The following is a 14,034-nucleotide window of genomic DNA, read 5'->3' on the forward strand; positions in this document are numbered from 1 at the left end:
CCACCAGTAACACCCCGTTGTCGTCCCGCGTGACATTCACGCGAGATACCAGGAGGAAATTGCAATGGTTGACGTTCTTGCCGCCGTCGGTGGTAGCACCGCCGCCATCGGTTACGGCCTTGCCGCCATCGGCCCCGGCATCGGTGTCGGTCTGGTCTTCTCCGCGTACATCCAGTCCACCGCCCGTCAGCCCGAGTCGTCGCGCCTGACCCTGCCCTACGTCTGGATCGGCTTCGCGGTTATCGAGGCGCTCGCCCTCCTGGGCATCGCCTTCGGCTTCATCTGGGCCGGCGAGTTCTAAGCCCCCCTTCCCGCGCTGCGGAGGTCTGAATGATCACCACGTATTACCAGCTAGCGGCTGAGGCGGCTGAGACCGAGCACAACCCGATCATCCCGCTCTGGGAAGAGGTCGTCCTCGGCATCATCGCCTTCGGCATCCTCTGCTTCGTGCTGATGAAGTTCGTCTTCCCGATGATGGAGAAGACCTTCGCGGCGCGGGTGGACGCCATCGAGGGCGGCATCAAGCGGGCCGAGACCGCGCAGGCCGAGGCCAACCAGCTGCTCGAGCAGTACAAGGCGCAGCTGGCCGAGGCCCGCACCGAGGCCGCGCGCATCCGCGACGAGGCCCGGGCGGACGCCGAGGGCATCCGTCAGGACGTGCTGGCCAAGGCTCGCGAGGAGTCGGACCGCATCATCGCGGCCGGCAACGAGCAGCTGGCCGCTCAGCGCGAGAGCATCGTGCGTGAGCTGCGCTCCGAGGTGGGCACGCTCGCCGTCGACCTGGCCGGCAAGATCGTCGGCGAGGCTCTGGCCGACGAGGCGCGCAGCCGCGGCACGGTCGAGCGGTTCATCGACGAGCTCGGCGCCGGCTCGGCGGGCGGGCGGCGCTGATGGCGTCGACCGTCAGCCAGCAGGCGCTCGCCGAGGCGAACGACCGGCTCACCGCCGGCACCGCCACGGCCACGGCCGCGCAGCTCGCCACCGTCGCCGACGAGATCCTGTCGGTGGCCGGCGTCCTGCGGGCCCAGCCGGCCCTGCGCCGGGCGCTGACCGACCCCTCGCGCTCCGGCGCGGACCGCGGCGAGCTGCTGCGCTCGCTGCTGTCCGGCAAGGTCTCGCAGGTCACCGTCGACGTCCTGGCCGCGCTGGTGTCGGGCCGGTTCTCCCGGCCGGCCGAGCTGCTCGACGTCACGGAGCGCCTCGGCGCCGACGCCGTGCTGTCGTCCGCTCAGAAGGCCGGCAACCTGGCCGAGGTCGAGGACGAGCTGTTCCGCTTCGGGCAGATCGTCTCCGGCAACCCCGAGCTCGCCATCACGCTCAGTGACCCCGGCGCTCCCACCGAGCGGCGGGTTAAGCTGGTGGAGGACTTGCTGAAGGGCAAGGCCCAGCCGGCCACGGTAAGGCTCATCGAGGTGGCTCTCGAGGGCTTCGGGGGCCGTAGCTTCGAGGGATCGCTGACCCGGCTGGTCGAGCTGACCGCCGCCAAGCGCGATCGCGAGGTCGCGTACGTGACGGTCGCCAAGCCGCTCACCGACGCCGACGAGCAGGCGCTGGCTGCCAAGTTGTCCGACATCTACGGCCGGCAGGTCTCGCTGAAGGTCGACGTCGATCCTTCGATCATCGGCGGCGTCAGCGTCAAGGTCGGCTCCGACCTCTACGACGGCACGATCCTGCGTCGGCTCAACGCCGCCAAGCAGGCGTTCTCCAAGTAATTTTCCCTCGGCCCCCGCGCTTGAGAGCGCGGGGCTGAGCAGGCCCCTCGGTGGCGGCGACGTCCCGAGCTAGACAGAGAAGGCAGAGGATGGCCGAGCTGACCATCTCCTCGGACGAGATCCGGGGGGCGCTAGAGCGCTACGTCTCGTCCTACACGCCCGAGGTCTCCCGCGAGGAGGTCGGCATCGTCTCCGATGCGGGCGACGGCATCGCTCACGTCGAGGGCCTGCCCTCGACGATGGCGAACGAACTGATCGAGTTCGCGGACGGCACGCTGGGTGTCGCGCAGAACCTCGACGTCCGCGAGATCGGCGTCGTGGTCCTGGGTGACTTCGCCGGCATCGAGGAGGGGCAGCAGGTCAAGCGGACCGGCCGCGTCCTCTCGGTCCCGGTCGGCGACGCCTTCCTCGGTCGCGTGGTCGACCCGCTGGGCCGTCCGATCGACGACCGCGGCGAGATCGCCAGTGAGGGCGAGCGCGAGCTCGAGCTCCAGGCGCCGAACGTCATGGCCCGCCAGCCCGTGAAGCAGCCGCTGCAGACCGGCATCAAGGCGATCGACGCCATGACGCCGATCGGCCGCGGCCAGCGCCAGCTGATCATCGGCGACCGCAAGACCGGCAAGACCACGGTCGCGATCGACACGATCATCAACCAGCGCGCGAACTGGGAGTCCGGCGACCCGGACAAGCAGGTCCGCTGCATCTACGTCGCGATCGGCCAGAAGGCCACCACCATCGCGTCGATCCGGGGCACCCTCGAGGAGCAGGGCGCGCTGGAGTACACGACGATCGTCGCGGCCCCGGCCTCCGACCCGGCCGGCTTCAAGTACATCGCCCCGTACACCGGCTCGGCCATCGGCCAGCACTGGATGTACAACGGCAAGCACGTCCTGATCGTCTTCGACGACCTGACCAAGCAGGCCGAGGCCTACCGCGCCGTGTCGCTGCTGCTGCGCCGCCCGCCGGGCCGCGAGGCGTACCCGGGCGACGTCTTCTACCTGCACTCCCGCCTGCTCGAGCGCTGCGCCAAGCTCTCGAACGAGCTGGGTGGCGGCTCGATGACCGGTCTGCCGATCATCGAGACCAAGGCCAACGACATCTCGGCCTACATCCCGACCAACGTCATCTCGATCACCGACGGCCAGATCTTCCTGGAGACCGACCTGTTCGCCTCGGGTGTCCGCCCGGCGATCAACGTCGGCACCTCGGTGTCCCGGGTGGGTGGCTCGGCGCAGGTCAAGGCGATGCGCTCGGTCTCCGGCCGTCTCCGCCTCGACCTGGCCCAGTTCCGTGAGCTGGAGGCCTTCTCGGCCTTCGCCTCCGACCTGGACCGCGCGTCGCGGGCCCAGCTCGAGAAGGGCGTCCGCCTGGTCGAGCTGCTCAAGCAGCCGCAGTACTCGCCGTACTCGGTGGTCGACGAGGTCATCGTGATCTGGGCCGGCACCACCGGCCAGCTCGACGACATCGACGTCAGCGACGTGCGCCGCTTCGAGCAGGACTTCCTCGGCTGGATCAAGCGGCACCGCAGCGACACCTACACCGCCATCGACTCGACCGGCCTGCTGTCGGACGACGACGTGGAGAACCTGAAGAGCGGCGTGACCGAGTTCAAGGAGCTCTTCAAGCGCGGCGAGACCGGTTCCTCGGTCAACGAGAACCCGGCCGAGCCGCTGGAAGAGGGCCGCCAGACGCGCGAGACGGTGACCCGCGAGGTTCCCCGTCCGGCCGAAGGCCAGTAGTCATGGCCGGTCAGGTACAGGCCCTCCGGCGGCGCATCCGCACCGTCCGGTCGACCAAGAAGATCGCGAAGGCGCAGGAGCTGGTGGCCACCAGCCGCATCGCCAAGGCCCAGGAGCGGGTTGCCGCCTCCAAGCCGTACGCGGAGGCGATCACCCAGGTCCTGACCGCCCTGGCGTCCAACGCGACGATCGACAACCCCCTGCTGGTCCCGCGCGAGCGGGTCCGGCGGGCGGGTGTCCTGCTCATCACCAGCGACCGCGGCCTGGCCGGCGCCTACAACGCCAACGCCATCCGCACCGCCGAGCAGCTGATCTCCCGGCTCAAGGCGGACGGCAAGGAAGCGGTGCTGTACGTCGTCGGCCGCAAGGGCGTCGGCTACTACCGGTTCCGCAACCGGCCGATCGAGACGAGCTGGACCGGCTTCTCCGAGCGGCCCTCGTTCTCCGACGCCAAGGCGATCGGTGACGCCCTGCTGGAGGCCTTCGTGGCCGGCGCGGACGACACCGACGCCACCTACGGCCCGGACGGCATCCAGGGCGTCGACGAGCTGCACATCGTCAGCACGCAGTTCAAGTCGCTGATGACGCAGAGCGCCGAGGCGCACTTCCTGGCGCCCATGCAGGTCGAGGAGCGCGAGGTCGAGCCCGGGCTGCGCCCGGCCTACGAGTTCGAGCCGGACGCCGACGAGCTGCTCGACGCGCTCCTGCCGAAGTACCTCAACACGCGGATCTACGCGGCGTTGCTGTCCTCGGCGGCGAGCGAGTCGGCGTCGCGCCGTCGGGCGATGAAGAGCGCGTCGGACAATGCGGACGACCTGCTCAAGCGGTACACGCGCGAGATGAATTCCGCGCGGCAGGCCGCGATCACCCAGGAAATCAGTGAGATCGTCGGCGGCGTCGAGGCGCTGTCCTCGGCAGGAAGTGATATGTGATGACTGCTGTAGCTGAGCCCACCAAGGCGGAGACCGGTGTCGGCCGCGTCGTCCGGGTCATCGGCCCGGTCGTCGACGCCGAGTTCCCCCGTGACGCCATGCCCGACATCTTCAACGCGCTGCACGTGCAGGTGACCCTCTCCGAGGGCACCAAGACGCTGACGCTCGAGGTCGCCCAGCACCTGGGTGACAACATCGTCCGCGCCATCTCGATGCAGCCGACCGACGGCCTGATCCGCGGCGCCGAGGTCTCCGACACCGGCGCGCCGATCTCGGTGCCCGTCGGTGACGTGACCAAGGGCCACGTGTTCAACGCCCTCGGCGACGTGCTCAACGCCGACCCGGCGACCCTGGACATCCAGGAGCGCTGGGCGATCCACCGCAAGCCCCCGGCGTTCGCCGACCTCGAGCCCAAGACCGAGATGCTGGAGACCGGCATCAAGGTGCTCGACCTGCTCGCGCCGTACGTGCGCGGTGGCAAGATCGGCCTGTTCGGCGGCGCCGGCGTGGGCAAGACGGTGCTCATCCAGGAGATGATCATCCGCGTTGCCCGTAACTTCGGTGGTACGTCGGTGTTCGCCGGCGTGGGTGAGCGCACCCGCGAGGGCAACGACCTCATCCTGGAGATGGAGGAGGGTGGCGTTCTCGACAAGACCGCTCTCGTCTTCGGCCAGATGGACGAGCCGCCGGGCACCCGTCTGCGGGTGGCGCTGAGCGCGCTGACCATGGCGGAGTACTTCCGGGACGTCCAGAACCAGGAGGTGCTGCTCTTCATCGACAACATCTTCCGGTTCACCCAGGCCGGTTCCGAGGTGTCGACGCTGCTCGGCCGTATGCCGTCCGCCGTGGGTTACCAGCCCACGCTGGCCGACGAGATGGGCGAGCTCCAGGAGCGGATCACGTCGGTCCGTGGCAAGGCGATCACCTCGCTGCAGGCGATCTACGTGCCCGCCGACGACTACACCGACCCGGCGCCGGCCACCACGTTCGCCCACCTGGACGCAACCACGAACCTCGAGCGGTCGATCTCCGACAAGGGCATCTACCCGGCCGTGGACCCGCTGGCCTCCAGCTCGCGGATCCTGGCGCCCGAGTTCGTCGGCGCCGAGCACTACGCGGTCGCCCGCGAGGTGCAGCGCATCCTGCAGAAGTACAAGGACCTGCAGGACATCATCGCCATCCTTGGCATGGACGAGCTCTCCGAGGAGGACAAGGTCACGGTGCAGCGGGCTCGCCGCATCGAGCGTTTCCTCTCGCAGAACACGTACGCCGCCGAGCAGTTCACCGGCGTTCCCGGCTCGACGGTCCCGCTCAAGGAGACCATCGAGGCGTTCAAGAAGATCAGCGAGGGTGAGTACGACAACTACCCCGAGCAGGCCTTCTTCATGTGCGGTGGCCTCGAGGACCTCGAGAAGAACGCGCACGAGCTGATGAAGGGCTGAGCCGACTCAGCGACAGCGGAGCCGCGCCGACCATATGGTGGGCGCGGCTTCGCCGTATCCTGGGTGGGATTTGTCTGATTTACGCCTTATGTGGGTCTCAGATCCCGTAGCTCTTTCTGGGTACTCTTGTCGTTCGTCAGGCGGCCGATATCGACAACTGTTGGGGGAGACCTGTGGCGAGGAAAAGGCGTGCGCCCTTGTGGGCGCGGCTCAGCGCGATCTTCGGCTGCGTCCTCATGGTGGTCAGCGGCGGCGCCATCGTCACCCAGCAGGTGCTCGTGGCCCGGTACGCCGGCGCCGTCGAGACCCAGGACCTCTTCGGCGAGCCGGCCGTCGGCGCCACCAAGAAGCAGGTCTCCGACATCAAGGGCCCGCTGAACATCCTGCTGGTCGGCGTCGACCCGCGTAAGGAGACGCAGACCCCGCTCTCCGACTCGATCATCGTGGCCCACATCCCCAAGGGCATGGACCAGGCTTATCTCTTCTCGGTCCCGCGCGACCTCATCGTCGACATCCCGGCCTTCCCCAAGACCGGCTTCAAGGGCGGACGATCGAAGATCAACGCCGCTATGGGGTACGGCAGTGCGGTCGGCAACGGCAAGCACGACGTGGTCCAGGGCTTCGACCTCCTGGCCAAGACGGTCGGCCAGCTGACCGGCATCGACGAGTTCGACGCCGGCGTGATCCTCAACTTCAACGGCTTCAAGGCGATCGTCGACGCCATGGGCGGCGTCACCATGACGATCGACCAGAACGTGAAGTCCGAGCACCTCCAGCCCAACGGCAAGGCCCGGCCGCGGTACTCGCGCTGCGCCGACAACAGCTGCGCCCACCCGTACTACGGCCCCCAGGCCGAGTACAAGGTCGGCACCCGCCACCTCGAGGGCTGGCAGGCCCTCGACTACGTGCGGCAGCGCTACGGCCTGCCCCGCGGCGACTACGACCGCCAGCGCCACCAGCAGCAGTTCATCAAGGCCATGGCCAAGCAGGCGCTCAGCAAGAACGTGGTGACCAGCCCGACCAAGCTCGACGCGGTGCTCAAGGCGGCCGGCAAGGCGCTGATCTTCGACGGCAACGGGCACAACGTGGTCGACTGGGCCTTCGCGCTGAAAAACCTGCGCTCCGACGACATGACCCTGATCAAGCTGCCGGGCGATTCGGTCATCGTGAACGGCGACTACCGGGGCGAGGCGCTGGAGGACAGCGCGGACGACTTCTTCAAGGCCGTCCGCGACGACCAGGTGCAGAACTTCATCTTCCGCCACCCTGAGTACATCAACAGCAACGTCTGACCTGCTGCGCTCCGTGAAAAGAGCGCCGTCTAGACTTCACCCAATCGGATTCATACACAGGAGGACAGCGTGGCCAACCAGCTGCCCGTCAAGGTCGTAGCCGTCGAGCAAAGCGTCTGGTCCGGTGAGGCCGAGATGCTCGTCGCGCGGACCACCGAGGGTGAGATCGGCGTGCTGCCGGGTCACTCCCCGCTGCTGGGCCTGCTGAAAGAGCCCTCGCAGGTGCGGGTCAAGCTCGCCGGCGGCGAGCAGATCACGTACGACGTCTCCGGCGGTTTCCTCTCGATCGACGCCGACGGCGTCACCGTTCTCGCCGAGAGCGCGACCCCCGCCACCCCCGAGACTCACTGACGACCGGCGATGGAGATTCTGGAAGTCGCCGGAATCTGCCTCATCGCTGCGCTCGTCTGTCTCTTCGCGATCTTCTTCCGCCGCCGGCTGCTCATGGTCGGCGGCGGAACCATTCGCCTCCAGATCCACATCAGCACCCTGGTGCCGGGCCGCGGCTGGTCCACCGCGATCGGCCAGTTCGTCGGCGGCGAGCTGCGCATCCACCGCATGTTCAGCTTCGCCTTCCGCCCCAAGCGGGTGCTCGACCGCGGCGCCCTCACGATCGAGGAGCGCCGCCGCCCCGAGGGCCCCGAGCGCCTCACCATCCCCGGCCACTGGGTCGTCCTCAAACTGGCCACGGCCACGGATGAGCTCGAGATCGCGATGGCCGAGTCCACGGTGACCGGCTTCCTCTCCTGGCTCGAGGCGGCCCCGCCCGGCCCGCCCGGCAGCATCGCCCGCCCGGTCATCCGCCCTCGCACGATCGAGCAGTAAGGCGCCGCGCCTTCCCAGGTGGCTCTCGCCTCGTACACCCGAGGCCTTTAGCGTCGTGTCATGCGGATTCGAATCATCGACGCCTTCACCGAGCAGCCGTTCGCCGGCAACCCGGCCGGGGTGGTCGTGCTGGACGGCCCGTCGTTCCCCGAAGCCTCGTGGATGCAGGCCGTCGCGGCCGAGGTGAACCTGTCCGAGACGGCCTTCCTGCACCCCTTGACCTCCGGTGAGGCCGACTACGCGCTGCGCTGGTTCACCCCGGCCGTCGAGGTGGCCCTCTGCGGGCACGCCACCCTGGCCACGGCACACGCCCTGCACCAGGCGGGGCTGGTGCGGTTCGCCACCCGCAGCGGCATCCTGACCGCCGAGACGGACGAGAAGGGCTGGATCACGCTGGACTTCCCGACGGCGCCGCTCAGCCCCGTCCAGGCCGATCCCCAGGTGCTCGACGCGCTCGGGGTGACGCCACTGTCGGTCCACCACACCGGCCCGAACACCGACGACCTGCTGATCGAACTGCTGGACGAGGCGGCGGTGCGCACGCTGACCCCCGACCTGACGGCCCTGGCAAAGGTCGAGAACCGGGGCGTGGTGGTGACGGCCAGGGCCGACGACCCGGACGGCGGCTACGACTTCGTGTCCCGCTTCTTCGGCGCGGCCGCGGGCGTGGCGGAGGACCCGGTGACCGGAAGCGCCCACACGGCCCTGGCCCCGTTCTGGTCGGCCCGCTTGGGCGGCCGCACCGACCTGACGGGCTACCAGGCCTCCGCCCGGGGCGGCTACGTGCGGGTCGCCCTCCGAGAAGACCGCACCCTGCTGACCGGCAAGGCCGTAACGGTCATCGACGGCACCCTGCACGCCTGAGCGCCCGCCCCGGCGCACTCGACCCGCCTCGCCGGTCCGGGCGCGCAGGGGCCGCTTCTTCCATCCGGGCGAGTCATTCCCACCCGACCGCCTTCCCTCCTTGCGTCCTCGCCTTCCCTCCCGGCCGGGCGCACCCTCGCCATCCCCGCCCGGTTGGGCGCACCCTCGCTTTCGCTCCCGGCCCGGCGCGCCGTCGCCTTTCCATCCAGCCGGGCGCGGCCCCACCTTCCCTCCCTATGCCGCCCTGTGCGCTGGGCGGGGTCGGGTGGGTGGCTCGCGGTGGGCTGGGTTGTGGAGGCCCTCGTAGATGCGGTCGCGCAGGGCGTTGGCCCGGCGCCGGGGGAGGGTGGCGTGAAGGTCGCGGAGGATGACGCGGACCAGGACGTTGACCTCGCCGGGGCGCAGGGACAGGCGCTCGCGGGAGGCGGGCGGGAGGTCGTCCGGTGCGGTCGCCGAGAGGATGCTCACCTCCTCGACCAGGACGGCGTCGGGGCCTAGGAGGTCACGCACCCGGTCGCCGATCTCCTCGGCGGTCACACCCGCGGGCAGGGCGACCGAGACGTCCCGGCGGGCGGTGGGCTGGGCCGAGACCGGCCGGTACGGCGTCAGGTCCAGCATCTGAGTCGCCACCCGGGGGTCGGCCGAGCGCAACAGCCGGATGTCGTCGACACCTTTGCGCACCATGAGAAGCCGATCCAGCCCGAGCCCCAGTGCCAGCCCAGCTCGGTCCGGCCCGATGACGTGGAGTGCGGCCACCCCGCACTCGCCGATCTCCACCCAGCCGGCGCCGGTCCAGGCCTCGATCTCCAGCCCGCCGGTGGTGTAAGGGTGGCTTGCCGGATTTGTCCGCCAAAGAACTCCGGGTAGGGCGGCCGCGAGCGCGGTCTCGACGAGCTCAAGCAACTCGACCGCCTTCCCGTCCTGGCTCTGGCTGTCCCGAGTCCGGCCGCCCCGGGTCTGGTCGCTCGAGGGCTGGGCGCCTCCTGAGGGGGCGGGGGTCGGGGTGACCCACCACAGGTCCAGCTGGTGTGGGGTGCCGGTGTGCAGGCGGTCTATGCAGTCTCGGCGGTAGACGATGCCGGGGCAGGCGATCAGGGTGGGGCCGGGCGTCGCCCCCAGCAGGCGCAGGGCGCCGGGAATCAGGGCTGATGTCTGAGAGCGCAGCATCCGCCCGTCGCTGACATAGCGGGTGTATCGGGCGTCCCGCGCGGCCGCCGACGGGCTGTAGCCGAGGCGGTCGTAGTTGTCGGCCACGTCGACTATGCGGTCGCCGCGGTGGACCAGCAGGTCCGCTGACGGCCAGCGGGTGGTGACGGCGTTGAGCACCGCTGTCACGATCTCCTGGATCGCGTGCGGGCCTTCGGCCGGGTCGGTCAGGTCACGGACGGCCAGGGTGGCAGTGAGAGACATGGGCTTCTCCGCTTCGAAGAGGGCGGGAAGCCGAAAAAGAACTGGCCGCCGCGAGGGACGGCCAGGAACGCGCAGATCAGCCGGCCGCCGGGGGCCGGGTGAAAACGCGTGTGGTCATAAACCTATGTTGGCAGACCGGGGAAGCGATTTATGGCGGCCCCGACTGGAGCTCGACCTCGTAGCCCCACGCGTCCTCCAGGTAGGCCGCGTACGACGACGGCCCGCCCGCTCGCGGGTGCTTGTCCGGGAAGAGCAGCGTCCACCCGTGTGACGGCGCCGAAGCGGTCAGCCGGTCGACCTCTTCCTCGCCGCCGACCGTGAAGGCCAGGTGGTTGAGGCCGGGCGCCAGCCGATCGTGCACCGCGCCGGACATCGCCGGCGACTGCTCCAGCACCAGGTACACGTCCCCGTGCCGCCATGAGCGGCCGCCCGGCCAGTCCTGGTACTGCTCCCATCCCAATGAACCCAGGAGCCAGCCCCAGGGGCGCAGCGCGCCGGCCAGGTCGGGCACCCACAGCTCCACGTGATGCAGCACGGGCTACTCCGCCGTCCCGCCGCCCGGCACCCATTTCACATCGCCGCCGGGGTTGGCCACGCGGGACAGGATGAACAGGAGATCGGAGAGGCGATTGAGGTATTTGGCCGGTAGCTCACTCGTACGCGAAGGGTCTGCTTGAAGAAGGGCCCACGCCGACCTCTCGGCCCGCCGGGCCACCGTGCGGGCCACGTGCAGCAGGGCCGCGCCCGGGGTGCCGCCCGGGAGGATGAAGCTGTCCAGCGCCGGCAGCCGCTCCAGGTATTCGTCGCACCAGCCCTCGAGCCGCGTCACGTATTGCTCGGTGATCCGCAGCGGCGGGTAGGGCGGGTCCTCGGAGGCGGGGTTGCAGAGGTCGGCGCCGACGTCGAAGAGATCGTTCTGTACGGCCTGGACCACCGAGCGAACGTCGTCGGGCAGGTCGCCGAGGGCCAGGGCGACGCCCAGCGCCGCGTTGCACTCGTCGGCGTCGGCGTATGCCGCGATGCGCGGATCGGTCTTGTCGGCGACCTCGTTGTTGCCCAGGCGGGTCTTCCCGCCGTCGCCTGTGCGGGTGTAGATGCGGGTGAGGTGTACGGCCATGCCCCCACCCTACGGAGCGGCCGTTCGCCGCCGACTCATACCATGGCCCGCGTGGATGTGATCAGGGTGAAGGGCGGTACCGCGCTGACCGGTGAGGTCGGCGTGGGTGGCGCGAAGAACTCGGCTCTCAAGCTGATGGCGGTCGCTCTGCTCGCGCAGGGCCGCAGCGTGGTCGAGAACGTTCCGCGTATCACCGACATCGCCATCATGGCCGAGGTGCTGCGCCGATTGGGCTGCCAGGTCACGTTGGACGGCGGCGAGGCCACCATCGACGTGCCGGCCGAGCCGGGCAGCGAGGCCGACTACGACCTGGTGCGCCGGCTGCGGGCGTCGATCTGCGTGCTGGGGCCGCTGCTGGCCCGCCGCGGTTACGTGCGGGTGGCTCTGCCGGGCGGCGACATGATCGGCTCGCGGGGGCTCGACATGCACGTGTCGGGGCTGGCCCGGATGGGTGCCGAGATCTCCGGTGAGCACGGCTTCGTGATCGCCTCGGCGCCGCACGGCCTGCGTGGCAGCAAGATCTGGCTCGATTTCCCGAGCGTCGGCGCCACCGAGAACCTGCTGATGGCGGCCGTCCTGGCCAAGGGCACCACCGAGATCGACAACGCGGCGCGCGAGCCGGAGATCGTCGACATCTGCGAGATGCTGACCGACATGGGCGCCCACATCGAGGGTGCCGGCTCGTCCACGTTGATCATCGAGGGCGTCGACGAGCTGCGCCCGGTGCGCCACACCACCGTCGGTGACCGGATCGTGGGTGGCACCTGGGCGTTCGCCGCCGCCATGACCCGCGGCGACGTGACCGTGCGGGGCGTTCGGCCCGAGTTCCTCGACATCGCGCTCGACAAGTTGGTCACGGCGGGCGCGACGGTCGAGCCGGGAGACAATTTCTTCCGTGTACGGATGGACGAGCGCCCCAAGGCGGTCGACATCGTCACCCTGCCCTACCCGGGCTTCGCGACCGACCTGCTGCCGATGGCGATCGGCCTGGCCTCGGTGGCCGAGGGCTCCTCGCTGATCACCGAGAACATCTTCGACGGCCGCTTCATGTTCGTGAACGAGATGGTCCGGCTGGGCGCCGACATCCGCACCGACGGGCACCACGCCGTGGTGAACGGCCGGCCGCGCCTGTCCGGGGCGCCGGTGCGCGCGACCGACATCCGGGCCGGCGCCGGCCTGGTCATCGCCGGTCTCTGCGCCGACGGCGTGACCGAGGTGGGTGAGGTGCACCACATCGACCGTGGCTACCCCGACTTCGTGGCCGACCTGGCCGCGCTGGGGGCCGAGGTGGAGCGGGCCGACGTGCCCGAGCCGACGTTCGATTTCTGAGAGCTAAAGGGCCGGCGAGTCGCCGACCAGGCGGCGGGCCTCTTCGACGTGCTCGGGGAAGACGAGCACGGCCGTACGCCCGTCGCGGGCGACCGCCTGGGTGGCGCGGATGCCGGCGTCGCCGAGCAGTCGCCTGATCTCGTCGGCGATCGCGGCGTCGATCGTGACGGCGGCCGGGCAGAGCAGGCCGTAGTCGTCCGGTTCGCCGAAGATGGCGAGTCCGTCGGGGCATGGGTCGTTCGAGGGCTCGCGGGCGAGCGTCCATTGAAGCCCCATGCGCCAGAAGACCGCGCCCAGGAAGCCGACCAGACCGACGGCGATGAGTGGCCCGAGGAGGTACCAGCCGTTGCCTGTGGCCATGGGCATAGTCTCGCACCGCTACGCCGGCTTTTAAGCGGATTTGACCCGATAGGAAGACGGGTGCTCCACCTGAGTTTCCGTTCAGTAACAAGGCTAGGGTGAGGCCGACGACACTCTTATCGACAGGAGAGGCACATGGCGGGTCGACTCGCGGTCATCGGCTCCGGACTGATGGGTTCCGGCATCGCGCAGGTCTCGGCGCAGGCGGGCTGGCAGGTCACCATGCGGGACGTCGACGACGCCTCGCTGCACCGGGGCATGACGGCGATCCGGGATTCGCTGGGCCGGTTCACGGCCAAGGGCAAGATCTCCGACGAGGAGGCCGAGGCGGCCATCAGCCGCATCACGACCACCACCGACCTCGACGCGGTGGCCGACGCCGACGTCGTGGTCGAGGCGATCTACGAGAAGGTCGAGGCCAAGCACGAGGTCTTCCGCTCGCTCGACAAGATCTGCAAGTCGGGCGCGGTGCTCGGCACCAACACCTCGGCCATCCCGATCACCCAGATCGCCACGGTCACCGAGCGGCCCGAGTCGGTCGTCGGCATCCACTTCTTCTCGCCGGTGCCGATGATGAAGCTGGTCGAGCTGGTCCGCGGCTACCAGACCTCCGACGACACGCTGGCCACGGCCCGCGCGTACGCCGAGGAGGTCGGCAAGACCTGCGTCGAGGTCAAGCGCGACGTGGCCGGCTTCGTCTCCAACCGGCTCTTCTCGGCCATCCTGGTCGAGGCGATCAAGCTGGTCGAGACCGGCGTGGTGAGCGCGGCCGACCTCGACACGGTGATGAAGCTGGGCTTCGGCCACTCGATGGGCCCGCTGGCCACGGTCGACCTGACCGGCCTCGACGTCATGCTCAACGCGGCGAGCAACATCTACCGCGACACGGCCGACGAGAAATTCTTCCCGCCGGAGCTGCTCCAGCGCATGGTCCAGGCCGGCGACCTGGGCCGTAAGAGTGGCAAGGGCTTCTACACGTACTGATCCGGCCGGTTCGGGGCCGCTCGCCGTG

At 69.5% G+C, this 14,034-nt stretch carries 16 protein-coding genes; 12 read left to right on the plus strand and 4 right to left on the minus strand.

Annotated features, from left to right (window positions below):
• Positions 1-64 precede the first annotated feature (64 nt).
• From CRP55_RS04720 to CRP55_RS04765, 10 genes are all read left to right on the plus strand, one after another.
• Positions 65-301: an ATP synthase F0 subunit C gene (locus tag CRP55_RS04720; protein ID WP_097318164.1), complete on the plus strand. Its 237-nt coding sequence runs from the start codon at positions 65-67 to the stop codon at positions 299-301.
• A gap of 29 nt (positions 302-330) precedes the next feature.
• Positions 331-891: a F0F1 ATP synthase subunit B gene (locus tag CRP55_RS04725; protein WP_097318165.1), complete on the plus strand. Its 561-nt coding sequence runs from the start codon at positions 331-333 to the stop codon at positions 889-891.
• A complete protein-coding gene (locus CRP55_RS04730; RefSeq protein WP_097318166.1) occupies positions 891-1,712 on the plus strand; it encodes a F0F1 ATP synthase subunit delta in 822 nt (273 codons plus the stop codon). Before CRP55_RS04725 ends, CRP55_RS04730 begins: the two co-directional genes overlap by 1 nt.
• Positions 1,713-1,801: 89 nt before the next feature.
• A complete protein-coding gene (gene atpA, locus CRP55_RS04735) occupies positions 1,802-3,451 on the plus strand; it encodes a F0F1 ATP synthase subunit alpha (protein ID WP_097318167.1) in 1,650 nt (549 codons plus the stop codon).
• 2 nt (positions 3,452-3,453) lie between these two features.
• The gene (locus tag CRP55_RS04740; protein ID WP_097318168.1) at positions 3,454-4,383 is read left to right on the plus strand and encodes a F0F1 ATP synthase subunit gamma; all 930 of its coding nucleotides are present in this window, start codon (positions 3,454-3,456) and stop codon (positions 4,381-4,383) included.
• The gene (gene atpD / locus CRP55_RS04745; protein WP_097318169.1) at positions 4,383-5,825 is read left to right on the plus strand and encodes a F0F1 ATP synthase subunit beta; all 1,443 of its coding nucleotides are present in this window, start codon (positions 4,383-4,385) and stop codon (positions 5,823-5,825) included. The genes CRP55_RS04740 and atpD overlap by 1 nt, the downstream gene beginning before the upstream one ends.
• 236 nt (positions 5,826-6,061) lie before the next feature.
• The gene (locus tag CRP55_RS04750; protein ID WP_097318744.1) at positions 6,062-7,117 is read left to right on the plus strand and encodes an LCP family protein; all 1,056 of its coding nucleotides are present in this window, start codon (positions 6,062-6,064) and stop codon (positions 7,115-7,117) included.
• Positions 7,118-7,186: 69 nt separating this feature from the next.
• Complete coding sequence (locus CRP55_RS04755; RefSeq protein ID WP_097318170.1) at positions 7,187-7,468, plus strand: F0F1 ATP synthase subunit epsilon; 282 nt, start codon at positions 7,187-7,189, stop codon at positions 7,466-7,468.
• Between the two features lie 9 nt (positions 7,469-7,477).
• Positions 7,478-7,942, plus strand: a complete 465-nt coding sequence (locus tag CRP55_RS04760) for a DUF2550 domain-containing protein (protein WP_097318171.1) — start codon at positions 7,478-7,480, stop codon at positions 7,940-7,942.
• Between the two features lie 60 nt (positions 7,943-8,002).
• Complete coding sequence (locus CRP55_RS04765) at positions 8,003-8,806, plus strand: PhzF family phenazine biosynthesis protein (protein ID WP_097318172.1); 804 nt, start codon at positions 8,003-8,005, stop codon at positions 8,804-8,806.
• 234 nt (positions 8,807-9,040) lie between these two features.
• Here the strand turns inward: CRP55_RS04765 and srmL are convergent, their stop codons facing one another.
• The 3 genes from srmL to CRP55_RS04780 form a co-directional block, all read right to left on the minus strand.
• Positions 9,041-10,216 (minus strand): PheS-related mystery ligase SrmL, encoded by a 1,176-nt coding sequence (gene srmL, locus CRP55_RS04770; protein ID WP_097318173.1) that lies wholly within the window; start codon positions 10,214-10,216, stop codon positions 9,041-9,043.
• 148 nt (positions 10,217-10,364) lie between these two features.
• Positions 10,365-10,751, minus strand: coding sequence for a VOC family protein (locus CRP55_RS04775; RefSeq protein WP_097318174.1), 387 nt, complete (start codon positions 10,749-10,751; stop codon positions 10,365-10,367).
• Positions 10,752-10,754: 3 nt separating this feature from the next.
• The gene (locus tag CRP55_RS04780) at positions 10,755-11,333 is read right to left on the minus strand and encodes a cob(I)yrinic acid a,c-diamide adenosyltransferase (protein WP_097318175.1); all 579 of its coding nucleotides are present in this window, start codon (positions 11,331-11,333) and stop codon (positions 10,755-10,757) included.
• A 42-nt stretch (positions 11,334-11,375) separates the two neighbouring features.
• Between CRP55_RS04780 and murA the strand changes: the two genes are divergently transcribed.
• Positions 11,376-12,662 (plus strand): UDP-N-acetylglucosamine 1-carboxyvinyltransferase, encoded by a 1,287-nt coding sequence (gene murA, locus CRP55_RS04785; protein WP_097318176.1) that lies wholly within the window; start codon positions 11,376-11,378, stop codon positions 12,660-12,662.
• Between the two features lie 3 nt (positions 12,663-12,665).
• On the opposite strand, the gene CRP55_RS04790 is transcribed toward murA, so the two are convergent.
• Positions 12,666-13,022, minus strand: coding sequence for a hypothetical protein (locus tag CRP55_RS04790; RefSeq protein WP_097318745.1), 357 nt, complete (start codon positions 13,020-13,022; stop codon positions 12,666-12,668).
• Positions 13,023-13,157: 135 nt separating this feature from the next.
• On the opposite strand from CRP55_RS04790, the gene CRP55_RS04795 reads away from it, so the two are divergent.
• Entirely contained in the window at positions 13,158-14,006 is an 849-nt protein-coding gene (locus tag CRP55_RS04795) for a 3-hydroxyacyl-CoA dehydrogenase family protein (protein WP_097318177.1), read from the plus strand.
• Positions 14,007-14,034 lie beyond the last annotated feature (28 nt).

It is taken from the genome of Paractinoplanes atraurantiacus (assembly GCF_900215205.1).
Lineage (GTDB): Bacteria > Actinomycetota > Actinomycetes > Mycobacteriales > Micromonosporaceae > Actinoplanes > Actinoplanes atraurantiacus.

Excerpts from the sequence above, each read along its gene's own strand:
- CRP55_RS04795 (WP_097318177.1), top strand. The coding sequence starts at position 13,158 with ATGGCGGGTCGACTCGCGGTCATCGGCTCCGGACTGATGGGTTCCGGC.
- CRP55_RS04720 (WP_097318164.1), top strand. The coding sequence starts at position 65 with ATGGTTGACGTTCTTGCCGCCGTCGGTGGTAGCACCGCCGCCATCGGT.
- CRP55_RS04760 (WP_097318171.1), top strand. The coding sequence starts at position 7,478 with ATGGAGATTCTGGAAGTCGCCGGAATCTGCCTCATCGCTGCGCTCGTC.
- CRP55_RS04725 (WP_097318165.1), top strand. The coding sequence starts at position 331 with ATGATCACCACGTATTACCAGCTAGCGGCTGAGGCGGCTGAGACCGAG.
- atpD (WP_097318169.1), top strand. The coding sequence starts at position 4,383 with ATGACTGCTGTAGCTGAGCCCACCAAGGCGGAGACCGGTGTCGGCCGC.
- CRP55_RS04750 (WP_097318744.1), top strand. The coding sequence starts at position 6,062 with ATGGTGGTCAGCGGCGGCGCCATCGTCACCCAGCAGGTGCTCGTGGCC.
- CRP55_RS04790 (WP_097318745.1), bottom strand. The coding sequence starts at position 13,022 with ATGGCCACAGGCAACGGCTGGTACCTCCTCGGGCCACTCATCGCCGTC.
- murA (WP_097318176.1), top strand. The coding sequence starts at position 11,376 with ATGGCCCGCGTGGATGTGATCAGGGTGAAGGGCGGTACCGCGCTGACC.
- CRP55_RS04780 (WP_097318175.1), bottom strand. The coding sequence starts at position 11,333 with ATGGCCGTACACCTCACCCGCATCTACACCCGCACAGGCGACGGCGGG.
- srmL (WP_097318173.1), bottom strand. The coding sequence starts at position 10,216 with ATGTCTCTCACTGCCACCCTGGCCGTCCGTGACCTGACCGACCCGGCC.
- CRP55_RS04765 (WP_097318172.1), top strand. The coding sequence starts at position 8,003 with ATGCGGATTCGAATCATCGACGCCTTCACCGAGCAGCCGTTCGCCGGC.
- CRP55_RS04730 (WP_097318166.1), top strand. The coding sequence starts at position 891 with ATGGCGTCGACCGTCAGCCAGCAGGCGCTCGCCGAGGCGAACGACCGG.
- atpA (WP_097318167.1), top strand. The coding sequence starts at position 1,802 with ATGGCCGAGCTGACCATCTCCTCGGACGAGATCCGGGGGGCGCTAGAG.
- CRP55_RS04740 (WP_097318168.1), top strand. The coding sequence starts at position 3,454 with ATGGCCGGTCAGGTACAGGCCCTCCGGCGGCGCATCCGCACCGTCCGG.